Here is a 22,352-nt window from a genome sequence, read left to right on the forward strand (position 1 = left end):
TGCGGGAACGGGCGAAAAACGGCGTTTTGGCAGATATTTGACGAATATTACTGGTATCGGCAGTACCAGTGGGCGGGCCATGCTGGTGGCCGTGGCCGTGGCCGTGGCCGTGCGTCCGGTCGCGTGGGCTGGCGCCAGGCGGGCCGCCGGCATGGCCGGCCGATTCGTGACAGGCGTCCGATAGCGGGCGAAGATGGCCGGGTGGACCCGGTGACGCTGTCGGTACTGGCGAGCGGGCTCGCCGGGATCGCCGAGGAGATGGGGACGCTGCTGGTCCGCAGCGCCTACTCGTCCAACATCAAGGAACGCCGCGACTGCTCGGCCGCTCTCTTCGACCGGGCCGGCCGGATGATCGCCCAGGCCGCGCACGTCCCCGTGCACCTCGGCGCCATGTACGAGTCGGTGCAGGCGGTGGCCGCGCGCGGCGCCCTGCCCGGCGAGGTGTGGGTGCTCAACGACCCGTTCGCCGGCGGGAACCACCTGCCCGACGTCACGCTCGTGTCACCGTTGGCGGCGGACGGCGAGATCATCGCTTTTGCCGCGACCCGGGCGCACCACTCGGACATGGGTGGCATGCGCCCCGGGTCGATGCCGGCCGACTCGCGGGAGATCTACGCGGAGGGGCTCATCATCCCGCCGGTGCGGCTGATCGCGGACGGTGAGTGGCGCACCGACATCCTCGAGCTGATCTGCGCGAACTCGCGCACCCCGCAGCTGCGCCGCGGCGACCTGCGGGCCCAGGCCGCGGCGAACCAGCTGGCCGGCACCAGGCTGGCCGAACTGATCGAACGCCGTGGCCTGGACGTCGTGCTGACGGCGTTCACCGAGGTGCTGGCCTACGGCGAGCGACGGTCCCGGGCGATGATCGCGGGGCTGCCGGACGGCCGGTACATCGCCGCCGGCGAGGTCGAGGGCGACGGCATGACCGACGACGACATCCCGATCCGGGTGGCGGTGACGATCGACGGCGACGCGCTGACGGTCGACTTCGCGGGCACCTCACCGGCGGTGCCCGGCAACGTGAACTGCCCGCGGGCGGTCACCCGGTCGGCCTGCTGTTTCGCGCTGCGGGTGCTGCTGCCCGAGGACGTTCCGGCGAACGACGGCACCTACGCCCCGCTGGAGGTACTGACGCAGCCCGGATCCCTGGTGGACGCGCGCCGGCCGTCCGCCGTGGTCGCCGGCAACGTCGAGACGTCCCAGCGGATCGCCGACACGGTGCTGGCGGCCCTGTCCCAGGCCGTCGCGGCCCGCACAGCCCACACAGCCCGCGGGGCTGGTGGGACTGGTGGGCCCGCGGCGGGCGACGGGGCCGGGCAGCGCGGGCCCGGCGACGGCCCGGTCCTGCCCGCGCAGGGACAGGGCACGATGAACAATCTGATCATCGGCGGGCGGGGGTGGACGTACTACGAGACGCTCGCCGGTGGCCAGGGCGCGTCCGCGCGCGGGCCGGGGCCGTCCGGTGTGCACGTGGGCATGACCAACACCCTGAACACCCCGATCGAAGCCCTGGAGCTGGAGTACCCGATGCGGGTCGAACGCTACGAGCTCGACGTGGCCACCTCCGGGGCTGGTCGGCATCCCGGTGGCGCGGGGCTGGTGCGCTCGATCCGGGTGCTTCAGGAGGCCACCCTGTCGTTGCTCACCGACCGCCGCCGGCAGCGCCCCGCGGGGCGCTGCCGGCGGCGGGCCGGGCGCGGTGGGGCGCAACGAGGTGGACGGTGTGCGGCTGCCTCCCAAGGCAGGTCTGGAACTGGCGGCCGGGTCGGTCGTCACGATCCGTACTCCCGGCGGCGGCGGCTGGGGCCAGTCCGACGGCTGAGGGCTGAGGGCTCCCGCCAGGGCCACGGCGGCTGCCGGGGACGTACGGATCGATGTACGGAGCTGGGCCGCATATCCGGTCAGATCGATATCGATCTTTGGTCGGGGCGATGTCGCGTATGCGGCATCGTTATGATCCATTTTTTGTTCGATGCTGTTATGATGTTGTTCCAATGTTATTTTTATAATCTTTTGTTGGTTGACTTGGTTATTTCTGGGGTGCAGCTGCACGGAACGTACTCATGGTCGAACCGAAGTCCGTTCATGGGCACGGTGAGTCACGGTTGGTTGGTCACGGTTGTGAGGCCACGGGGTTGCGCCCCGTGGCCATGGGGGAGGTCCGGTGGACACGGTGGTGCTGTCGTCGCTGGCGCGGTCGTTCGACGCCGCCCTGCTGTCGGCGGGTGCGCGGGCGGATGCCGCCGAACGGGCGTCCGCATTCGAGAATCTCGCTCTCCGCTACTGCGAGCCCGGCCGCTTTTACCACACGCTGCGTCACGTGAGTGAGACGTTGGCCGCGCTGCGGCTGCTCGTCACGGCCGATCGGGACCGCGGCCGGGAGCAGGACCGGGACTGGGCAGGCGGCCGGGAACGGGACGGCGGGTGGGCTCGGCCGGGCGGAGCGGACAACCCGACGTCCGCGCTGCCCGCCTGCAGACTCGCGGTCTTCTTCCACGACGCGGTCTACGACACGCGGACGAGTGACAACGAGGCCCGATCGGGCGAACTCGCGGCCGCCACATTGACCGCTCTGGGCTGTCCGCGGTCGGTGGCCGCCGGCGTCGACCGGCTGGTGCGGGCGACCGCGACCCACCTGTCCACGGGTCCGGACGAAGCCGTGGTCAACGACGCGGATCTGCGGGTGCTGGCCCGGCCGGCGCCCGCGTACGACGTCTACGCCCGCAGGGTGCGGCGGGAGTATGCCTGGGTCTCGCAGGAGCGCTGGGTCTCCGGCCGGGCCACCGTGCTGCGCACGCTGCTCGATCAGCGCGTCTACGCCACGCCCTGGGCGTCCCGGCACTGGGAACCGATGGCCCGGGCCAACCTGCGCCGGGAACTCGCCAGCCTGCGCCGCGAGCTGGCCAGCCTGCCCTGAACACGCACGACAGCGGTGACAGCGGTGACAGCGGTCCTGTAGGCGGAAACCGTCACGACAGCGACCGTTTCCACCTACGGCTACGGAAGCTGTAGGGAAGCTGCAGGTGGAAACCGCTGCGGCCGCGATGGAAACCACCGACCCCTCCGTCGAGCGGCTAGGGTTTCGCCCATGTCAGTGAAGAAGGCGGTGATTCCGGCCGCGGGCCTCGGCACCAGGTTCCTGCCGGCGACCAAGTCCCTACCCAAGGAGATGCTCCCGGTCGTCGACCGGCCAGCCATCGAGTATGTGGTGGAGGAGGCTTCCCGCGCCGGTCTGCGGGATGTGCTTCTTGTCACGAGCCGCACCAAGAAGGCGGTGGAGGACCATTTCGACCGGGAGGCCGAACTCGAGGCGGCCCTGGAACGCAAGGGTGACACGACCCGGCTGGGGCGCATCCGCGCGTCGGCCGAGCTCGCCGAGGTGCACTCGGTCCGCCAGCAGGCCCCGCGGGGGCTCGGCCATGCCGTGCTGTGCGCGGCCGGGCACGTCGGCGACGAGCCCTTCGCGGTCCTGCTCGGCGACGACCTGATCGACGAGCGTGATCCGCTGCTGGTGGAGATGCTCGCGGTGCGGGAGCGTTTCGGCGGCAGCGTCGTCGGTCTCATGGAGGTTCCAGAAGATCTTGTCTCGTTGTACGGGGTGGCGACGGTCGACCCGACGGCCGTCGGGCCGGCGGGGGAGCGCTACCAGACCGTCCGCATCCGGGACCTGGTGGAGAAGCCCCCGGTCGACGAGGCGCCCAGCAACCTCGCGATCATTGGCCGGTACGTCCTGTCACCAGCGGTCTTCGACGTGTTGCGGCAGACGCCGCCCGGCCGCGGGAACGAGATCCAGCTCACCGACGCCTTGCGGACGCTGGCCCACCTCGGCGACGATGCGGGCGAGCCCGTCCACGGAGTGGTCTTCACCGGACGCCGGTACGACACCGGTGACCGGGTGGACTATCTCAAGGCCGTGATCCGGCTCGCCTGCGAGCGGCCGGACATCGGCGGGGAGCTCTACCCGTGGCTGGAGGAGTACGTCTCCGCCGGCGGCCCCAAGGCGGACCCCGGTCCGTGAGAGCCCGGCCGGTGACAGGTGTGGTGGCCGGCGGGCCTGGCGGCGTGGAGGCGATGGGTGTGAGGCGATCGACGTGAAGTCGGTGGACGCGCACCTCGCCGACATCCTCGCCGCGGTCGGCCCGTTACCCCCACGGCCGTTGCCGCTGGGCTCCGCCCACGGCTGCGTGCTCGCCGCCGACCTGCACGCGACCACCGCCCTGCCCGGGTTCGACAACTCGGCCATGGACGGCTATGCCCTGCACGCCGCGGACGTCGCCGGCGCCGGCCCCGACCACCCGGTGACCCTGCCGGTCACCGGGGACATCCCGGCCGCGCCGGGCACCCCGGCGCCGGTGGCGCCCGGCACCGCCGTCCGGATCATGACGGGGGCGCCGTTGCCGCCCGGCGCCGACACCGTCGTCCAGATCGAGTGGACCGACGGCCGGATGGACCAGGTCACCGTGGCGCGCGCGCCCGTGCCCGGGCAGAACATCCGGCGCGCCGGGGAGGACGTGGCCGTCGGCGACCTGGTCCTGCCCGCCGGGCGGCTGCTCGGCGCGGCCCAGATCGGCCTGCTCGCGGCCCTGAACGTGGCGGCGCCCACCGTCCACCCGCGTCCCCGGGTGGCGGTCCTGTCGACCGGCAGCGAGCTGGTCGAGGTCGGTGGGACGCTCGGGCCCGGGCAGATCGTCGACTCCAACAGCCACGCGGTGGCGGCGGCGGCGCGGGAGGCGGGCGCGCGGGTCCGGCGGCTTGCCGGCGTGCCCGACTCCCCGGACGCGTTCGCCGCGCTGCTCGGCGACGTCCGCACCGACACCGACGCTGTGATCACTACCGGCGGGGTGAGTGTGGGCGCCTTTGACGTGGTCAAACAGGTCCTCGCCGCCGCGGGGACGGTCCGTTTCGAGCGGCTCGCCATGCGGCCCGGGATGCCGCAGGGATTCGGGGTGCTCGACGGTGTGCCCGTGTTCACCCTGCCCGGTAATCCGGTCAGCGCGCTGGTGTCGTTCGAGCTGTTCGTCAGGCCCGCGTTGCGGCGGATGCGCGGGCTCGCGTCCGTGCACCGTCCGACGCTGGTGGTCACGACGGCCCAGCCGGTGCGGGCCGCCGCGGGCCGCCGTTCGTACCTGCGGGTCCGGCTGGCCGATGGCGGCGAGGGCCGGCCGCCCGTGGCGCATCTCACCGGTGGCCAGGGCGCCCACCAGCTGTCGGCGCTGGCGGCCGCGGACGCGCTGTTGATCGTTCCGGCGGACGGCGGTGAGGTGCCGGCCGGGCGGGAGCTGACCGCGCTGCTGCTCGACGACGAGGTGACGGCTGCCGGCCGCCTCGGCGGGGCGCTGCCGGCCGACCGGCGGCGCGTGGAGGTGGGCGGGTGACCGAGCCGGACGGGCCGAAGCTGACCCACGTGGACGCCACCGGTGCCGCCCGGATGGTCGACGTCTCCGCCAAGGAGGTGACCGCGCGGACGGCGACGGCCCGCGGCTGCCTGCGGGTGACCCCCGCCGTCGTCGACCTGCTCCGCGGGGCCGGCGTGCCCAAGGGGGACGCGCTCGGGGTGGCCAGGGTGGCGGGCATCATGGGCGCCAAGCGCACGTCCGAGCTCATCCCGCTGTGCCATCCGATCGCGCTGTCGGGGGTCCGGGTCGACGTCGACGTCCACGACCATGGTGTTGAGATCACCGCGACCGTCCGGACGACGGACCGCACCGGTGTGGAGATGGAGGCGTTGACCGCGGTCGCGGTGGCCGGGCTCACGCTGCACGACATGGTCAAGGCGGTCGATCCGGCCGCGACGCTCACCGACGTCCAACTGCTGGTGAAGACCGGTGGGCGGTCGGATGACTGGCGGCGCCACCCGGCCACCGCCGCGCCGGACGCGGGAGCGCCACGGTGAGCCAGGCGGGGACGCCGGCCAAGCCGCCCGGAGAGCCGACAGCCCCGGGAACGCCGGCCGGGTCGTCCGGGGTGCCGGCCGGGGCCCGCGCCCGGGTGATCACCGTTTCGGACCGCGCGCACACCGGCGGGTACGCCGACCGCTCTGGGCCGCTGGCGGCCGGGGCGCTCGGCCGGATCGGGTTCGCCGTCGACGACGTGGTTGTCGTCCCGGACGAGTCCGACGCGATCGTGGCCGCGCTGACGGCGGCGGTGCGCGCCGGGGCCCATCTGGTCGTCACCACCGGCGGCACCGGGCTCGCACCCAGGGACGTCACACCGGAGGCGACCCGGCTGGTGATCGACCGTGAGGTTCCCGGGCTCGCCGAGGCGCTGCGCGCGGCCGGCCGGGAGACGGTCCCGACGGCGGTCCTCTCCCGCGGGATCGCCGGTGTGCGGGACGGGACGCTGGTGGTGAACCTGCCGGGCTCCACCGGTGGCGTCGCCGACGGGATGGCCGTGCTCGCCGGCGTGGTCGGGCATGCCGTCGCGCAGATCAGGGGCGGCGGGGAGCATCATCACGCCGGCTCCCGCGACGGCCGTCACGATCACGCGGACTCCCGTGACGGCCGTCGCGATCATGCCGATGACGCGGCGGACGCCGGCCGGAGCCCGCGGAAGAAGACGGGATGAGTGCGCCCGGGTGGCCGGTGAGTCTCACGGACGGGCCGGTGGGTGTGCGTCCCCTGCGGCTGCGCGAGGCCGCGACCTGGGTCGACATCCGGCTACGCAACGGCGACTGGCTCGCGCCGTGGGAGGCGACACCGAAGGCGCTGCCCGCCACCGATGACGCGTGGGCGCGGCGCCAGACCGTCGGGGTTTACCTCCAGATGGTGCGGCGGCTGCGGCAGCAGGCACGTCTTGGCCAGGCCCTGCCGTTCGCCGTGACGTTCGAGGGCCGGCTGGTAGGGCAGATCACCGTTTCCACGATCGTTCGTGGGGCGTTGAACAGCGGCCATGTCGGTTACTGGGTTGACCGTATGTATGCCGGCCGTGGGATAACCCCGACCGCATTGGCGCTGGTGGTGGATCACTCTTTCACGGTGGTGGCGCTGCACCGGGTGGAGGCGCACGTCCGGCCGGAGAACACCGCGAGCCGGCGGGTGGTGGAAAAGCTCGGGTTCCGCGAGGAGGGGTTCCACCGGCGCTATCTGGCGATCGGCGGGGCTTACCGGGACCACATCAGCTACGCCATCACCATGGAGGACGCTCCGGAAGGACTGCTGAACCGCTGGCACAGCGTCCGCACGCCAGATAGCTGAGATCAACAGCGCCTACCCGACATTAACTGAGAGTAGTCAAACATCTACTTTCAGATGTGACGTCGGCCATACGTAGGGATGGTTGTCATGGTTTGTCTGTCCGTTAAGATCCTTTTGTGCTGTGCGAGTCGCCGTTTCGTGATGTTGGTCGGCCCGGTGGGCTTTTCTCGACCTCAATTCAGTTACTAAGCGTGAACGTGATGTGGGCTGCGATGTCGCGACACGCGCTCTTCGGGTCGGTGACCGGACGGTATTCGCTCACTAGCGTTCCTCGAAGCGCCTGAGGATAGAGGCGTCGCGCCGCCGGGCGTCCCTGTCCTCTCCGGCGCGAACGCCCATGATCGGGCCGTCGGAGCCCCTCGTTTTCGGCGCGGTCGACATGCGGGGTCCGGGTCCGCCAACGTCATCTTCGATATCCGAGTCGGCAGGAAGGCCACCGTCCATGGTCAACTCGCCTGTACGGCAGTCCGCGCCGCCTGAGGCTCGTACGGACGCTTCGTGGTTCGCGGTCCGATGCCGTCTTCCGGACACGCGGTCATGAGCGCGCTGATCTGGCTCGCGATCGTCGCGGTCTGGGGTTTCGTGCTTATCCCGATGTGGGTGAGGCATCATGACAGCACGCTGGAACAGCGATCGGCGGAACGTTTCACTACGGCGATGCGCGTCCTGTCACGCCGAGGGGCGTCGCGGCTGGACAGGGAGTTCGCGATGCGGCCGGCTGCTTCTTCTGGTCCGGGTGACGATGATCCGGACGACGGTGAGCCGATTCGGATGGCCGAGCAGGCTCGGCCCCCCACGTCGGTTCGGCCCCCCATGTCGGCGCGGGTCACGCACGGGCCTGGTGGGAGTCCCGGCGGGCAGTGGCGTGGTGTTCCCGTGGCACGTCCGCCCGCTTCCCCGACCCGTCCGCATGCCGCCGCTGGCACGAACACCGACCGGCGGGCTCTGATCCGGCTGCGCAGGCGGCGGCTGTTCGTCCTGCTGGCCGTGATTCCGGTGACCGCGTTGCTCGCCGGGCTGCTGGGCGGCGTGTGGATCGCCATCCAGCTCCTGGCGGACGCGGCTGTTGTCGGCTATGTCGCGCACCTGCGCAGGACGGCCCAGGCCGAGCGGCGGCTGCGCGCCTCCCGCTTCGCGCTGGACCGGCGGATCGCCGCCGAGCGCGCCGTCCGGTACGGCTACCGGCTGCCCGGCCCGGGTGCCGCTGGCACCGGCCTTGGTGGTGACGCGGGCGGCAGCGCGGCCGGGCCCTGGGCGTCTGGTAGCGAACCGTTCCGGCTGTCCGACCCGGCCGCGGGTCCCCATGGCGCGCCCGCCGGCCGCGGCGTCTCCGAAGACGATCTTGCGGTGGCGAACGCGCAGACGGTGGATCTTTCGCGGGTCGCCGCTGCCGCCGCCCGGACCACGGCGGTCGGTGGCTTCCCACGAGGACAGGTCCTTGAGGGCACCGTCATCGACGGCACGGCTGTCGACAGGTCCACTGTCGACAGATCCGTGGTCGACGGTCCGGCCGCTGGTGGCACGGCCCACGGCCAGGCTGCGGACGATCCCGCCCGGCGCTGGACGGCCACCGCGCAAGTCGCCGCGGCTGATGCCGCCAGCGATCCGGAGTACGCACACGCCGGCCCCGACGACGTCGAGTTCGCCGTGGAGGCCGCCGGGAACGCCGATGCCGACGGCTCCGCGGATGCCGCTGAGGCGGATGGCGCCCAGGACCCCGGGCAGACGCCCGGGTCGGCGGCCGGCTGCCCGGCCGGCTGCCCGGACAGCCGGCCGTCCGAACACCTCCAGGCCGGGCCGGGTGCAGGTCAACCCACCGGGGACACATGGCGGGCTGACCGCTGGCCCGACAGCGACATCGGTACCCGGCTCGCAGCAGCCCGCGTCGGGCAGCGACGATCCGAGCGAGGCCGACGAACTGTTGCGCAGGCATGCGGTCGGGAGCTGACCGGCTGATCCTGTCCGGGTAACCGTTGAGATGGCCGTGAGGGCGCGGCCACTGATGGTTGCGCGATCGGCGGATACCCTCAAGCACCGGACACCCTCGTGCCGGGTATCCGGTGAGCAGTGGGCAGCCGGTGAACAGATGGAAGAGTCATGACCGATCGGGACCGTGGCAGGTCGTCGATGATCGTTGTCTTCGGCGGTGTGCAGATCGACAGCCGTGCCACCAACCCGCCGCGGTTTCGTGAGCGTGACGTTCCCGTCGTCGAACGTCGGACCGCTGACGCGCTTGACGCACTGCGTCCACGGCTGCTGGTCGGCGCGGCGGCGTCCGGAGCCGACCTGGTGGTGCTGGCGGCCGCGCGCTCGAAAGGGCTCCCCGTACGCGTGGTGCTGCCCTTCGACGTGCCCACGTTCAAGCAGACGTCGGTCGAGGACAGGGGACCGCAGTGGTGTCTCCGATACGACCAGCTGATCAGCTCGCTGAAACCGGACGAGCTGGAGATTCTCGACGAGGTCAGGGACGCCGGCGTCTACCACCGGACGAACACGCGCCTGTTTGAGCGCGCGGCGCGGTTGCGGCAGACCGCTGACGAGGAGATCGTCGCACTGGTGCTGCGCCCGGTCGTCTCACATCGGGCGTCGGTGACCGACGACCTCGTCGACAAGGCCAGGCACGCGGGTCTGCGGGTCGTAGCGGTGCCGACCCTTGGCTGAAGGCCCCCTACTGGGGTCTGTGCCACGGCCTGTGCGGCGGGCCGGCCGGCGTCCGGGGGTAAGGCCGCACGCGGCCGGGCTCGTACCCGCAGGCCACGGGCCCCGGTGGCCACGCGGCCGGCGGCCCGGTAGGTCGATGGAGCGTTGTCAACCGCGATCGAACTGACCTAGATCATATGGACTCGTGTTGGGGTGCGCTGTGCATAATGGCTCCGTGACCATGTGCGCGCCACAGTTTCCCGAGCTACCTGCCGGGGCTGCCACGTGCACGAACGCGGGATGCTGTTGTCCGCGCCCTCGCGTGCGCTGACGTCCGCTTTCTTCTCCTGACGTGCATGACCGCCCTTGCGTCACCGGTCATGCACGCGAGGGTCCATTAGTCGGAGAAGTCCAGTTCGTTTCGGGAAAACCTGTTCGTGCCGGTCGCAATTGCCCGATTCGATCGCTGTGGCTGTCCTCGCCCAATGTGCTTCAGCATACGACGCGGTTGCTGAAAGCCGGGCCTGTCGGCAGTACGGACGTCCCTCCGTTACTTGTTCCGCCGCCTGTCATCACCAACGTGAGCGCAAAGGGGCGTCACAGTGAGTAACGGCCACCGCGGTCAGCGGTACAGGACGACGCCGGGCGACCCTGGCCCCCGGGAGCCGACGTTCGAGGAGTGGACCTCGAGCCTGCGGGCTGCCGGGTTCCGGCTGTGCCCTCGCAGCTGCGCCGTACCGGTGGAACTACGAGGACTGCGTCCGGACGGGGTCGGGTTCCATCTACGGTGCCGTGGAGTGCGGGTGGAGCTGTTGTTGTTCTGCCCCGGCCGTGCGATGTGGCAACTGCCGTTCTGGGATCCACGGTGGGTCCCAGAAGAAGGCTTGTCGCTCTGGGTAAACTACCCGCTGGACGGCCCCTCATTCGGGCGCTGGCCTTTCGGACATTCGGCTCCACCCCTTCCGAACACGGATAATGGTACACATACCGGTGGCCCGACGGGCAACGGCCATATTCCCGACAGCGTTCGCATGGTGTTCGACCGTGAGGACGCACCGGATTTTCGGGTTATCCTCGACGGCGGCCGAGAATACGGCTGGCGCGGCCACGAGGCAGGGCTCCTGCGGCCCGCCGCCGCGGCAACGTTCTTCGCCCGGCTGATGTGCGAGGCCGACCCGGTCGCCGGCCCTACCCTGGCCCCGCTGGTACCCAGGGCGCGGAAGGCTGAGGCATCCCCGACACCGGCCGCGGCGGGGCAGGAACTGCTCAGCGGGGGCCGTCCACCACATCCGTCCGGTCTGCTGTAAGCTGCAAGAACTCCAGGGGGTGTAGCTCAGCCTGGTAGAGCGCCTCCCTCGCACGGAGGAGGCCAGGGGTTCGAGTCCCCTCACCTCCACAGGCTAACTCTTCGTGCTCGCCGAGCTATGTTCGGCTTCGCCGGGGTCGCGATGTCTGTCCAGGGGGGCGACCTCCTGGAACCCCCGGTGCCGGGCTTCGCCCGGCCGGGTGGGGTGGCCGTTGCGGGTGGTTAGCCGCGTTTTCGCAGGTAGCGGGCTAGATCGGGGTTCAGGTTTCATCCCTCAGCTCTACCTGTATCGGCAGGTCAAGGCTCTGATCAGATTGCTCTGGTCAGAGCCTTTGATCATTTGTCCGTCGCTCGTCCGTGGAGCCGAACGTCAGGTAGCGATATCTTCTAGGGCCAGCTGGTTGCGATCCCCATCACTGGGCGCGCTATTGAGACGATACCGAGACACCCGCGCACCACATGCCATGCGGTGTAGTTCTACTATCATTGCGAACATGTTGTTTCGAGTGGACACGGCCTCATCCGTGTCGCTGGCCGATCAGATCGCGGTGCAGGTGCGGGCGGCTGTCGTCTCTGGCGACCTCGCGCCGGGTGAGCGCCTCCCCGCCGCGCGAGACCTCGCTCGGGCATTAAAGGTCAATATGCACACCGTCCTGCGCGCCTACGCACGGCTACGGGATGAGGGCGTGATCGAGATGCGCCAGGGACGGGGTGCGTGGGTGCGCCCGGAAGCGAACGCGGCGATGGTCAGGGTGATCGAGCTTGCCGCACAGCTCGCGGCCGAGGCGAGGAAGCTCGGCCTCTCCCTTCAGGACATCTCCCGTCTGCTGGAGCAGGCGTGAGCGACACGCGGCGGCAGACGCGGTGGGCGATCGCCGTGGTGAGCCTGTTCCTGCCGGCAGCCACGATTGGTGCGTCCTGGCTGATCTGGCGCGGCCAGCTGCCCGAGCGGATCGCTTCGCACTAGGTCCGACCTGGGCGCCGCCGATGACAGCCTCCCGACGACCGGCGTGCTCATCTTCACGTTCACGCTGTCTCTGACGGCGGCGCTCGTTGGGGCCGTGACGACCGTGCTTCCTCGCCTCCCCGACCGCACGAAGAGGGCCATCCTGTTCTGGGTCGGGATGCCCGCGGGACTGACCGCGACGATCTGGCTCATTTCGGCCTGGCTCACCCTGCGGGCCGGTTCTGCCGACCGGGCCGCGCTCGGCGGATGGGTGTCGGCCCCTCCTCTGCGCACTGTACGGAGGGGGTCCGTATGCGATCGCGCCCCGGACACCTGCGCCCGCGGCAAGCACGACATCGATGCTGCCGTTGAGAGAAAACCGAGTTCGTATTCACAGTTCGTATCAGGGTCGCGCAGGATTGCGGGCTGGTTTTGCTCGCTCCCCTCCGGGAGTTTCGCTACCTCCGACGATGCCAGGCGCGGGGGTGCAGCAGGCGTAGGCCGTTGAGGCCGACCAGAATGGTGGAGCCTTCGTGGCCGGCCACACCCAGCGGCAGGGACAGGTGCCCGAACAGGTCCCAGGCGACCAGCGTGGCGATGAACACCGCCGCCATGGCCAGGTTGACGCTGACGAGGCGGCGGGCCCTGCGGGCCAGAGCGATCATGTTCGTCAGGGCGGTCAGGTCGTCGTGGACGAGGACGATGTCAGCCGCCTGCAACGCCAGATCGGAGCCGTGGCGGCCCATGGCCACGCCGACGTCGGCGGCGGCCAGGGCGGGGGCGTCGTTGACCCCGTCGCCGACCAGCAGGACGCATCGACCATCCCGCTGCAACGCGCGGACCAGGGCGACCTTGTCGGTTGGCAGCAGCCCGGCATGCGGATCGCGGATGCCGACCTCGGCGGCGAGGCGGCCGGCGGCGCCGGCGTTGTCGCCGGTGAGCAGGAGCGGTGTGCTGCCGGTGAGCGCGGCCAGGGCGCGCACGGTGTCGGCGGCGTGTGGACGCACCCGGTCGGCCACGGTGAGCACCCCGGCGGGGACGCCGTCGACGGTGAGCACCACCGTGGTGTGCCCGGCGGCCTGGGCGGCCTCGACGGCGGCGCGCACCTGCGCGCGGGCGGCGACAGCACCGGATGGCGGTAACGGCGCGCCGTCCAGCAAGCCAGGGCTACCCACGTGGACCCGGTGCCCGTCGACGGTGGCGCTGACGCCGCGTCCGGGCACGGACGCGAAATCCTCGGCGGCGGGAATCGTCAGTCCGCGTCCGCGGGCGGCGCCCAGCACCGCCGCGGCGACGGGGTGTTCGCTGTGACGTTCGGCGCCGGCGGCCAGCCGTAGCAGGTCGTCGTCGGCAAGGCCCGCCGCCGGCGCGGCGTGGATGCCGGCGAGGCGGGGTGTGCCCTCGGTCAGGGTTCCGGTCTTGTCGAAGGCCACCACCGTCGTGCCGGCCAGTTGCTCCATGACGACGGCCGACCTGACCAGCACGCCGTGCCGGCCGGCGTTGGCGATCGCGGACAGCAGCGGCGGCATCGTCGCCAGCACGACCGCGCACGGCGAAGCGACGATCATGAAGGTCATGGCTCGGAGCAGGGCCGGTTCCGGTGCCCCGCCGAACAGCAGCGGGACCACGAACAGGGCCACGGTCGCCACGACCACCCCGACGGAGTAGTGCCGCTCGACCTTTTCGATGAGCAGCTGGGTTCTCGCCCTGGTCGCCGACGCCTCCTCGACCAGGGCGGCGATGCGGGCGATCATCGACTCGTCCGGGCGGCGGTGGATCCGCGCGGTGAACGACCCGGTGCGGTTGAGGGTGCCGGCGAACACCTCGTCGCCCGGCAGCCTGGGCACCGCCACCAGCTCGCCGGTGATCGTGGCCTGGTCGACCTCGCTCGCTCCCGCCACCAGCACCGCGTCCGCGCCGATGCGCTCGCCGGGACGCACGCTCATCATGTCGCCGACGTTCAGGTCGGCCGCGTCGACGACCTCCTCGGTGCCGTCGGGACGGACGCGGGTGGCCCGTTCGGGAGCCAGGTCGAGCAGGGCGTGCACGGAGTCGGCGGTCCGGGCGGTCGCGACGGCCTCCAGCGCTCCCGAGGAGGCGAAGATGACGATCAGCAGGGCGCTGTCGAAGACCTGACCGATGCTGGCGGCGCCGAGCGCGGCGACGACCATCAGCAGGTCCACGTCCAGGACGCGGCCACGCAGCGCGGACAGCCCGGCCCGCGCCGGCTCCCAGCCGCCGGCGGCACAGCAGACCAGATACAGCCCCCACCACACCGGCCAGGGCGCTCCCGCCAGGTGCGCGGACCCGCCCAGCAGGAACAGCACGACGGCCAGCGCCGCCCAGCGCACCTGAGCCAGCGCGCACACGGTGGCGGCCCGTCGGTGGGGCGGGTGCTGGCGCTGGCGCGCGGGCTGCCCTGCCACTGTCGCGGCAGAGCCGGTCAGGAGCGTCACAGCTATCAACATACATGCGAAGGTATGAAGATAGTCAATTAGAAAGCTATCTGCACAGACATGCAGACGTACAGACGTGCAGCGATGCTCGGACTAAGGTGAAAGGGTGCACGGGTCGCTGCCGGATTTCCAGATGCCCAACGACGAGCAGGTCCACCTCGCCGCCGAAGCCTTCCGGCTGCTCGCCGACCCCACCCGCATAAAGATTCTCTGGGCGCTGCTGCACGGCGAGTCGTCGGTGGCCTGCCTGGCCGAACTGGTCGGCGCCGCCCCCACGGCGGTCAGCCAGCACCTGGCCAAGCTGCGCCTGGCCGGTCTGGTCCGCGGCCGCCGCGAGGGCACGTTCGTGTACTACTCCGCGGCCGACGTGCACGTGCAGGCTCTGCTCACCGAAGGGCTGTTCCACGCCGACCACGCCGACCGGGACCTGCCCGACCATCCCCGCGGGGACACCACCACCCACATCGGCGTCCCCGCAACCGCAACCGGCTGACGACCGTGCGGGCAGGAACGCCAGGCCGACGACGATCCCGTCGCGGGCCGTCGCCCGACGAGGCGATGGCCATCGCATGCGGGGCCTCGGAAACCAACTGGGGAACGGACGACGCAGACGGCGCAGGGCGCCTGGCTATCCGCGGTGCTACCGGTTCTCACCGGGATCGCGGCTGATCTGGGCCTCGGAGTGGTGGGCGGCGAACCATCTGATCCAGCGTCGTTGGCCGGGGGTTTCGACCGCTCGCGGCCGGTAGTGCCGCCGGGTCCAGTCAACGGCGTCGGCGGCGGGGTGGCCGGCGAGGATGGCCATGCAGGCAAGGACGGTTCCGGTGCGGCCGGTGCCGCCGCCACAGGCGACCTCGACCCGCTGCCCGCGGCGGGCGAGCAGGTAGGCGTGGCAGATCGTGGCGGCGGCCGTCCCGCCGTCCCGGGGGGTGCGGAAGTCGGGCCAGTCGATCCAGTCCGCGGGCCAGGCGGGATGCCACCGGTTCCCGTGGGGCCGCGGGAACCGGTGGCGCGACGCGAGGTAGAGGCCATAGTCGGGCAGCGGCCCGGGCGGTAGAGGTTCGCGCCGGCCACGTCCGCGCACCATGGTCCCGTCGGGCAGCGTGATCGCACCGGTGAGTTGGCCGCTCATCGACGCATCATGCCTGTTGCTCACAATGCCTGTCGTGGCCTGTCGTGGCCTGTCGTGGCCTGTCGTGGCCTGTCGTGGCCTGTCGTGGCCTGTCGTGGCCTGTCGTGGCCTGTCGTGGCCTGTCGTGGCCTGTCGTGGCCTGTCGTGGCCCTGCCATACACATCGTGATGATGGTGGGCCGGTGGTTGACAGGGGCGATATGGCCTGCCCGGGATGCCGGCATGGCCGCGGCAACACGACAATGGCAGGGGCGACGCGGTATGGAGCGAGGCCGGGTGACATAGCCGCGGCGCCCCGTGGGGCAGCCGAAGAGAAGATATGTGGAACGGATTTGATTCTCGTATCCGCCCGGTCGTTGGCCGTGCGGATCGGGATTGTCCGGGCAGCGTTTGCGCACCGGCCTGGCAGGCTGTCAAGACAATGACAGAATTCCGTCACCGGCGGGATGCCCCGACTCGGCGGACTACGCTCCGACATGGCGGACCTCCTCGACATCCGGGTTTCTTCCCAGCGCATGATCCCGGATGCGGCGGCCGGGCCAGGGGAACTGTCCGCCGGCGTGTGTTCCGGAAGGAGACGTCCGCATGGCGACCCTGCAGGATCTTGTCGCCGCCTGCCGGCGCGAGGAAGTCACCTATCAGCCCAGCGGGCGCGACAACTTCACCAAGTACGGCCGTGAATTCGGCGCGGACGGCCAGCCCTGGTGCGTCATGTTCTGCTACGTGGTGGCCGGCTATGCCGGCGTGACCCTGCCGTACAAGACCGCCGGGGTCGTCGACCTGGCCAGCTGGGCGTCCAAAAACAGGAGAAAACGGGCGCCGGACGCGATTCAGCCGGGCATGATGGTGGCCTTCGACTGGACGCTGACGCGGACCGGGGTAGCCCCCGTGGAGACGCACATCGGCTGGTGCGTCGAACGGTTCGGCCGGACGATAACGACGGTCGAGGGGAACGTCGGCAACCGGGACGAGGTTGTCAGCAGGACGTACGGCGTGAACGACAGGGCGGTCTGGCTGGGGGTAGACTTCACCGACCTGTTTCCGGCCGGAAACAGGTTCCTGCGTTACCCGAATCTGGCCAGAGGCGCGAAGGATCATTCGTCCACCGGCATTTTCCCGGATCCCGGAAGTCCCGTCCAGACCCTGCAGAACGCGTTGAACATCGTGACCGGCCGGGAAGGAAACAATCCCGACCGGCTGTCTCCGGACGGGGATTTTGGCCCGCTGACGGAGCGGGCCGTCCGCGATTTTCAGGATTTCTTCAAGGTGCCCGAGATCGGTGGGACCGTCGGCGCGAACACCTGGGAGGTCCTGGATTACGTTCTCGACCTCAAAGGACGGTGACCGTGAACCGTCCGGTCGCGAAAAAATATCTTCGGCGGGTGCCGCCGGAACCGATGGAGTGAGCTTTGCGCCGGGACGGCCGGGGCGCCCGGGAGGGGCGGCGGGTTCGGCGCCGTTCGGTGGTCACCGGCCTGGTCGGCCCCTTCGGGGACGGGCGTGATGGCTGAACGGAGGCGACGGGAGCACGCCACGCCGCGCCACGGCCGCGTCGACTGATGGCCGACTATTGGCGGCTCATATTATTGCTTTGGGCGATGTGGCGCACGGGGGCTGGCGCGGTGATAATTACTGACGTTGAACTCGTGGGGTGACGGGCTATTGTCCTGAGTCGTTGATTCGCTGGCAGTAGGCGGCGAGGGTCTCGAGGATCTCGTCGGCGGTCTTGGCCCAGACGAACGGCTTCGGGTCCTTGTTCCAGGCGTTGATCCATCGGCGGATGTCGGCTTCGAGTTCGACGACCGAGCGGTGCGTCGATCGGCGCAGCTTGCGGGTGGTCAGCTCCGCGAACCAGCGCTCGACCAGGTTCATCCACGACGCCGAGGTCGGGTGAAGTGCAGGTGGAAGCGGGGTGGCGCAGCAGCCAGTTCTTCACCGCCGGGTCTTGTGGGTGGCGTAGTTGTCCAGGACCAGGTGCAGGTCGTAGCCCTTCGGGACCGAGGAGTCGATCAGCTTGAGGAAGCGCAGGAACTCCTGGTGACGGTGCCGCCGGAAGGTCTGCGCGATCACCGACCCGGACGTCGGGTCGAGCGCGGCGAACAGGCTGGTCGTGCCATGGCGGACGTAGTCGTGGGTCATCCGCTGCGGGGTACCCGGCATCAGGGGCAGCACCGGTGCCGTGCGATCCAAAGCTTGCACCTGCGACTTTTCGTCGACGCAGAGCACGATCGCCTTCTCCGGCGGGTCGAGGTAGACCCCGACCACGTCACGGACATTGTCCACGAACAGCGGGTCGGTGGACAGCTTCCACGTCTCGACCAGATGCGGCTTCAACCCGAACGCCCGCCACATCCGTGACACCGTCGACTGCGACAGCCCACTGGCCCTCGCCATCGACCGCGATGTCCAATGGGTATCGCCGTTCGGTGGCTTCTCCTCCAACGTCCTCGCGATCACCGCCTCGACCTGGGCGTCGGTGACCTTCCGAGGGCGCTCCCGGACGTGCCTCGTCTGACAGGCCCTCCAGCCGGTCGACCGCGAACCGCTCCCGCCATTTCGCGACCGTTCCCCGGGTGATCCCGAGCTCGGCCGCGACCCCCGAGTTCGTCCCGCCGTCCGCGCAGGCCAGCACGATCCGCGAGCGCAACGCCAGCGCCTGCGCGGTCTTCCGCCGTCGGGCCCAGCCCTCCAGCACCGCACGCTCAGCAGACGACAACTCGATGGGATCCGCGCTCGGGCCAGGCACCAGCCCATTCTATCTGCACACGAATCAACGACTCAGGACACTATGGGGGTTCAAGTCCGAGTCCGGTCTCGGCCAGGAAACCCCGCAGCAGGTCGGGGCGGTACTGGATGCGTTTCAGCGCGGTCTTGGTGACCCGGATCAGGTGGTCCAGGCCGAGCGCGGCAAGGTTGGCCAGGACACCGCTTTTCAGATGCGCCCAGATGCCCTCGGTGGGGTTGAGTTCCGGGGCGTAGGAGGGCAACCAGTGCACGGTCAGCCAGTCCGCATGCTTGTCGATGAACGCGCGGACCTTGTGGGCGTGATGGCCCGGCAGGTTGTCCCACACCACCACGATCTTCCCGTCGAGTTGGTGGTGAGCGGCGGTCACCAGCCGGGTGAAGCCGGTGGCGACACAGCCTTTCTGCTCGCCGCGGTGGCCCCGGTGGACCAGCAGCCGGTAGATCAGCCGGGGCCGGTGGCCGGGGCGGACGCAGAGCATCCCGGCGATCGAGATCCGCGGGGAGCGCCGGCCGGACACGGTCACGACCGGAGTGCGGCCGCGCCGCGACCAGCCCCGCCCCTTCGGCGGCCTGGAGCCCCTGGCCGGCCTCGTCGAGGAAGCAGATCCAGGCACCGGCGGCCGCGGCCGTTGTCGTACCTGCGGCCACACCTGTCGCCGCCAGGTCGCGATCGCCTCCTCGTTGCGTTCCACCGCCCGGTGCACCGGCCGCTGCGCGGAATACTCCATGCGGTGTAGCAGTTTCGCGACCCCGGTCAGGGTGTAGGACTCCCCGAACATCCGTTCGATCAGGATGACGATCCGGGTCAGGGTCCACCGCTGGTCGACCGTCCAGTCGTGCGCCGCCGGCCCCCGATCCAGCTCTTCTGCCAGCCAGGCCAGCTGCTCGGCGTCCAGTCGGCACCGCGACGCCGGCCCCGCCGACAAGCAGTGCGTCCCGGTCTGCGGTCTCCCACGTCCGATGCCAGTCATACGCCGACTTCCGTGACACCCGCAGCCGCTGCACCACCTCTGGCGGCGACACCCCGGTGGCGAACAGGTCCGCGGCCTGTAACCGGACCCGTTCCCGTCGGTCCCGATCGGCAGCACTCAACCCGCCACCATCTGGATACCTCGTATGCCCGGGGTACCCCACGAGAGCCAGTTGCTACCTCACGAGTTCAACGTCAGTAACGCACAGTCAGGATGCCCGCCCTCCGCATTGCGGCATAGCGGCACGCATCGTGGCATGGCGGCATCGGTGCACAGCGGGTCAGCGATGCCGCGGACCTGCGACGGGCCATCGGGAGGACGGATCGGTGGCACCGGTCAGGTCACCCGCGTCCGCTGTTGTGGGCGAGGTCCGCGTCTGGTGTGATCGCGCGCCGTGACCTTCCCCGGAAGGTCGGCCCGGTGTCGGACGAGCGCGCGACAGCGGGTGTGTCCGGCCGCTCTGCCGGGTCCGACGGCACGGCCACGGCGGGGTTCCGGGCGGGCGGCGCTGACGGGTCGCTGACCGCCGCCCGGCTGGTCGAGCGGAGAGGAACCACCCGCTGATGATCCGCGATGTGATCTCCGCCGTGCTGCTGCTGCTGTCGGGTGCGCTCTTCTCGCTGCTGGGAGCGTGGGGGCTGCTGAGATTTCCGGATGTCCCGTCCCGGTTGCAGGCGGCCACCAAGCCTTCAGACGGTGGGGCTGCTGGCGATTCTCCTCGGCAGCGCCGTCCAGCTCGCGCCGCGGCATGCCGCCGGTCTGCTTCTCGTCGCGCTGCTGCGACTCGTCACCGCGCCGGTGATCGCCCAGCGGGTCGGTCGAGCGGCCTATCGCACCGGACGCGTCCGCCGCGACCTGCTCGTGGTGGACGAGCTGGCCGAGCGACGAGGCTAGATCGCGAGCCCGGGGCAACCGGCGGCCCAGGGCTGACCGGCCGGCCACCGCGGGTGGCCCGCTCGCGCGTGGGCGGGCCACCATGTCGCCTGACCGTAGGTCGCCTGGCGTGTGCGCCTAGCGTGTGCAGGTCACGTTGAACGCGCCTTTGTTGGCGGCGGTGACGGTGTTGGTGCAGGAGACGATGTTCTGGGTCTTGGTGGGTTTGTCGATGTTGATGCCGTAGCCGGGGCCGCGGACGTCGAGCTGGTTCCCGGTGATGATGTTGCCGGTGCCCCAGCCGTCGACGACGACGTGGGTCTGGATGCCGTCCAGCGGGCTGTGGGTGCCGGTGTTGCCTTCGACGCGCCAGTTGTTGCCCTTGAGGTCGATCCAGGAGTCGGCGTAGTTGGCGCCGGTGATGGTGGCGCCGTCGAAGTGGTTGCCGCGGATGAGTCCGCCGGTGGTGGCTTCCTTGATGTCGATGGCTTCGGCGGTGATGCCGCTGATGGTGTTGCCGATGATCTGGTTGCGGTCGGAGGTGTCGGGGCGGCCGCCGCTGAAGCGTTTCCAGTTGGATTCGGCGGTGCCGATGTAGATGCCTTCGCCGTAGCCGGGGTCCTTGCGGCCGGTTCCGGTGACGGTGGTGCCGACGATGAAGTTGTCGGTGGAGAAGTTGCGTAGGTGGATGCCTTCTTGTCCGATGGTGCGGACGAGGAGGTTGGTCAGGACGGCGCCGGTGGTCTGGTCGGCCATGACGCCTTTCTGGCTGTTTTGGACGGTGAAGCCGTCGAGGTGCCAGTGGTCGGCGTTGTCGAGGTGGATGGCGTAGCCCTGGGTGGGGTTGCCGCCGTCGATGATGGCGTTGTGGGTGCCGCGGAGGGTGATGGGGGCGGTGGGGGTGGCGGGGTGGTTGGCGGTGAAGGTGCCGTGGTAGGTGCCGTCGGCGAGGTGGATGAGGTCGCCGGGGCGGGCGCCCGTGAGGGCGGTAGTGAGTTGGTCGGTGGTGGTGACCTCGATGGTGCGCAGCGGGGGTGGGACGGACGGGAGCGCGGCGAGGACCGCGGCCGGCACCGGCGCGGCCGATACGGTGGGTGCCAGCGCTGCCCCGTCACCGGTGATGGTGAAGGTGGACTCCACCTCGACGCTGCCATCGTCCGTGCGGACCCGGGCGGTGAGGGTGTGTTTACCCGGGCTCGGATTGCCCAGCGGGACGCTGAACGGCACGTCCCGGTCGTCGAGCACCGTGTCACCGTCGAGGGAGAACTTGACCCGTTCGACCTTGTCCAGGGTGTCCGTGCCCGCGGTCAGGTTGATCTCGGTACCGCCCTGGATGGACTGGCCCTCGAGGGGGCTTGTACCGACGGTGAGAACCCAGCGGCCGAGGGGGCGGGCCGGGGCAGCCGCTTCGGCGAGTGCGCTCGGGGGCACGGTGGCCGCGGCTATCTGGGTGGGCACCGGCCCCCGCCCGCCCCGGGCGAGGAGGATGCCAACGATGATGACGAGCACAAGCCCGGCGGCGCCGATTCCCAGCCACGGCCGGTGCCGCGGGTCCGTCAGCGCGCGCAGGTTCAGCCTGCGCCCTTCGGACCGGGTGTCGGTGCTTTCGCCGTAGAGGTCCGTGTCGGTGCGGGTGTGGCCGTCCACGGGTGTGGGCCTCATCCGCTTCTCCTTGCTTTCCGGCGTCCGAGTTCGGTCAGTATCGGAGCATACCCGGATCTTTCTGGGCAATTTGCCAGGCCGTAGGCGCCCAGTTGATCGGACACCGAACTGATCGGACTTGATGGTGTCGGCATGTTTGTCAAGTCTGCCCTGCGGGCTGTCGCCGATGATGCCGGGTCCGACGCCGGGGCGGCGCCGGCCGGCCGCGCCCGCTGCCGCCCGGCCCCTGTCCCGAGCCCTGTCATGCTCGTGTGTGGTGGCGGGTCGGGGCGATCCGGCGGGCGGCGGACGCCGCCGTCGAGGCCGGGGCATCATGGTGCTACCGGATGGTGCCACCGGCCGGTCCGTCGGTGTTGGCCGCGGGCCGCCACGGTCCCTTTTCCATTACCGCGAAAACGCTGTTCATTCGGCCCGGGACGGGCTGTGTCA

General features: G+C 70.4%; 18 protein-coding genes, 1 tRNA gene and 4 pseudogenes. 17 read left to right on the forward strand and 6 right to left on the reverse strand.

Features of this window, described 5'->3' with window-relative positions; genetic code table 11:
* Positions 1 to 201 precede the first annotated feature (201 nt).
* The 13 genes and pseudogenes from FSYMDG_RS20335 (at position 202) to FSYMDG_RS29310 (ending at position 12,106) form a co-directional block, all read left to right on the forward strand.
* Positions 202 to 1,822, forward strand: a pseudogene (locus FSYMDG_RS20335) (hydantoinase B/oxoprolinase family protein).
* Between the two features lie 498 nt (positions 1,823 to 2,320).
* Positions 2,321 to 2,917, forward strand: a complete 597-nt coding sequence (locus tag FSYMDG_RS20340) for an HD domain-containing protein (protein WP_013875272.1) — start codon at positions 2,321 to 2,323, stop codon at positions 2,915 to 2,917.
* Between the two features lie 171 nt (positions 2,918 to 3,088).
* Positions 3,089 to 4,018, forward strand: a complete 930-nt coding sequence (galU, locus tag FSYMDG_RS20345; protein ID WP_013875273.1) for a UTP--glucose-1-phosphate uridylyltransferase GalU — start codon at positions 3,089 to 3,091, stop codon at positions 4,016 to 4,018.
* Between the two features lie 73 nt (positions 4,019 to 4,091).
* Positions 4,092 to 5,375 carry a molybdotransferase-like divisome protein Glp gene (gene glp / locus FSYMDG_RS20350; protein ID WP_013875274.1) on the forward strand — a complete coding sequence of 428 codons (1,284 nt, stop codon included), beginning with the start codon at positions 4,092 to 4,094 and terminating at the stop codon, positions 5,373 to 5,375.
* Positions 5,376 to 5,428: 53 nt separating this feature from the next.
* Positions 5,429 to 5,893, forward strand: coding sequence for a cyclic pyranopterin monophosphate synthase MoaC (moaC, locus tag FSYMDG_RS20355; RefSeq protein ID WP_050803835.1), 465 nt, complete (start codon positions 5,429 to 5,431; stop codon positions 5,891 to 5,893).
* Complete coding sequence (locus tag FSYMDG_RS20360; RefSeq protein ID WP_013875276.1) at positions 5,890 to 6,564, forward strand: MogA/MoaB family molybdenum cofactor biosynthesis protein; 675 nt, start codon at positions 5,890 to 5,892, stop codon at positions 6,562 to 6,564. Before moaC ends, FSYMDG_RS20360 begins: the two co-directional genes overlap by 4 nt.
* Positions 6,561 to 7,193, forward strand: coding sequence for a GNAT family N-acetyltransferase (locus FSYMDG_RS20365; protein WP_013875277.1), 633 nt, complete (start codon positions 6,561 to 6,563; stop codon positions 7,191 to 7,193). Before FSYMDG_RS20360 ends, FSYMDG_RS20365 begins: the two co-directional genes overlap by 4 nt.
* Positions 7,194 to 7,730: 537 nt before the next feature.
* Entirely contained in the window at positions 7,731 to 9,149 is a 1,419-nt protein-coding gene (locus tag FSYMDG_RS20370) for a hypothetical protein (protein ID WP_013875279.1), read from the forward strand.
* Between the two features lie 141 nt (positions 9,150 to 9,290).
* Complete coding sequence (locus FSYMDG_RS20375; protein WP_043604121.1) at positions 9,291 to 9,854, forward strand: hypothetical protein; 564 nt, start codon at positions 9,291 to 9,293, stop codon at positions 9,852 to 9,854.
* Between the two features lie 1,010 nt (positions 9,855 to 10,864).
* Positions 10,865 to 11,140, forward strand: a complete 276-nt coding sequence (locus tag FSYMDG_RS28880; protein ID WP_050803602.1) for a hypothetical protein — start codon at positions 10,865 to 10,867, stop codon at positions 11,138 to 11,140.
* A gap of 15 nt (positions 11,141 to 11,155) precedes the next feature.
* Positions 11,156 to 11,229 (forward strand) — tRNA-Ala (locus tag FSYMDG_RS20385).
* Positions 11,230 to 11,633: 404 nt separating this feature from the next.
* A complete protein-coding gene (locus FSYMDG_RS20390) occupies positions 11,634 to 11,981 on the forward strand; it encodes a GntR family transcriptional regulator (RefSeq protein WP_013875282.1) in 348 nt (115 codons plus the stop codon).
* A complete protein-coding gene (locus FSYMDG_RS29310) occupies positions 11,978 to 12,106 on the forward strand; it encodes a hypothetical protein (protein ID WP_013875283.1) in 129 nt (42 codons plus the stop codon). Before FSYMDG_RS20390 ends, FSYMDG_RS29310 begins: the two co-directional genes overlap by 4 nt.
* 437 nt (positions 12,107 to 12,543) lie before the next feature.
* Here the strand turns inward: FSYMDG_RS29310 and FSYMDG_RS20395 are convergent, their stop codons facing one another.
* Positions 12,544 to 14,553, reverse strand: a complete 2,010-nt coding sequence (locus FSYMDG_RS20395; protein WP_013875284.1) for a heavy metal translocating P-type ATPase — start codon at positions 14,551 to 14,553, stop codon at positions 12,544 to 12,546.
* 94 nt (positions 14,554 to 14,647) lie between these two features.
* On the opposite strand from FSYMDG_RS20395, the gene FSYMDG_RS20400 reads away from it, so the two are divergent.
* A complete protein-coding gene (locus tag FSYMDG_RS20400) occupies positions 14,648 to 15,034 on the forward strand; it encodes an ArsR/SmtB family transcription factor (protein ID WP_013875285.1) in 387 nt (128 codons plus the stop codon).
* 147 nt (positions 15,035 to 15,181) lie between these two features.
* Here FSYMDG_RS20400 and FSYMDG_RS20405 read toward each other — a convergent pair whose 3' ends face one another.
* Entirely contained in the window at positions 15,182 to 15,673 is a 492-nt protein-coding gene (locus FSYMDG_RS20405; RefSeq protein WP_013875286.1) for a protein-tyrosine phosphatase family protein, read from the reverse strand.
* A 584-nt stretch (positions 15,674 to 16,257) separates the two neighbouring features.
* Between FSYMDG_RS20405 and FSYMDG_RS20410 the strand changes: the two genes are divergently transcribed.
* Positions 16,258 to 17,016, forward strand: a complete 759-nt coding sequence (locus FSYMDG_RS20410) for a peptidoglycan-binding protein (protein ID WP_013875287.1) — start codon at positions 16,258 to 16,260, stop codon at positions 17,014 to 17,016.
* A gap of 315 nt (positions 17,017 to 17,331) precedes the next feature.
* On the opposite strand, the pseudogene FSYMDG_RS20415 reads toward FSYMDG_RS20410, so the two are convergent.
* The 3 genes and pseudogenes from FSYMDG_RS20415 to FSYMDG_RS29840 all read right to left on the reverse strand — a co-directional run.
* Positions 17,332 to 18,418: pseudogene (locus tag FSYMDG_RS20415) on the reverse strand (IS630 family transposase).
* 40 nt (positions 18,419 to 18,458) lie between these two features.
* Positions 18,459 to 19,388 carry an IS630 family transposase gene (locus tag FSYMDG_RS26500; RefSeq protein ID WP_013875288.1) on the reverse strand — a complete coding sequence of 310 codons (930 nt, stop codon included), beginning with the start codon at positions 19,386 to 19,388 and terminating at the stop codon, positions 18,459 to 18,461.
* Positions 19,389 to 19,407: 19 nt separating this feature from the next.
* Positions 19,408 to 19,551 (reverse strand): annotated as a pseudogene (locus FSYMDG_RS29840) (hypothetical protein); the annotation flags it as partial.
* Positions 19,552 to 19,769: 218 nt separating this feature from the next.
* On the opposite strand from FSYMDG_RS29840, the gene FSYMDG_RS20425 reads away from it, so the two are divergent.
* Together FSYMDG_RS20425 and mnhG are read left to right on the forward strand one after the other, a co-directional pair.
* Entirely contained in the window at positions 19,770 to 19,952 is a 183-nt protein-coding gene (locus FSYMDG_RS20425; protein ID WP_013875289.1) for a hypothetical protein, read from the forward strand.
* Positions 19,952 to 20,282: pseudogene (mnhG, locus tag FSYMDG_RS29845) on the forward strand (monovalent cation/H(+) antiporter subunit G). Before FSYMDG_RS20425 ends, mnhG begins: the two are co-directional and overlap by 1 nt.
* A 117-nt stretch (positions 20,283 to 20,399) precedes the next feature.
* Here the strand turns inward: mnhG and FSYMDG_RS23480 are convergent.
* Positions 20,400 to 21,923, reverse strand: coding sequence for an Ig-like domain-containing protein (locus FSYMDG_RS23480; protein ID WP_013875291.1), 1,524 nt, complete (start codon positions 21,921 to 21,923; stop codon positions 20,400 to 20,402).
* Positions 21,924 to 22,352: the final 429 nt, after the last annotated feature.

It is taken from the genome of Candidatus Protofrankia datiscae (genome assembly GCF_000177615.2).
Lineage (GTDB): Bacteria > Actinomycetota > Actinomycetes > Frankiales > Frankiaceae > Protofrankia > Protofrankia coriariae.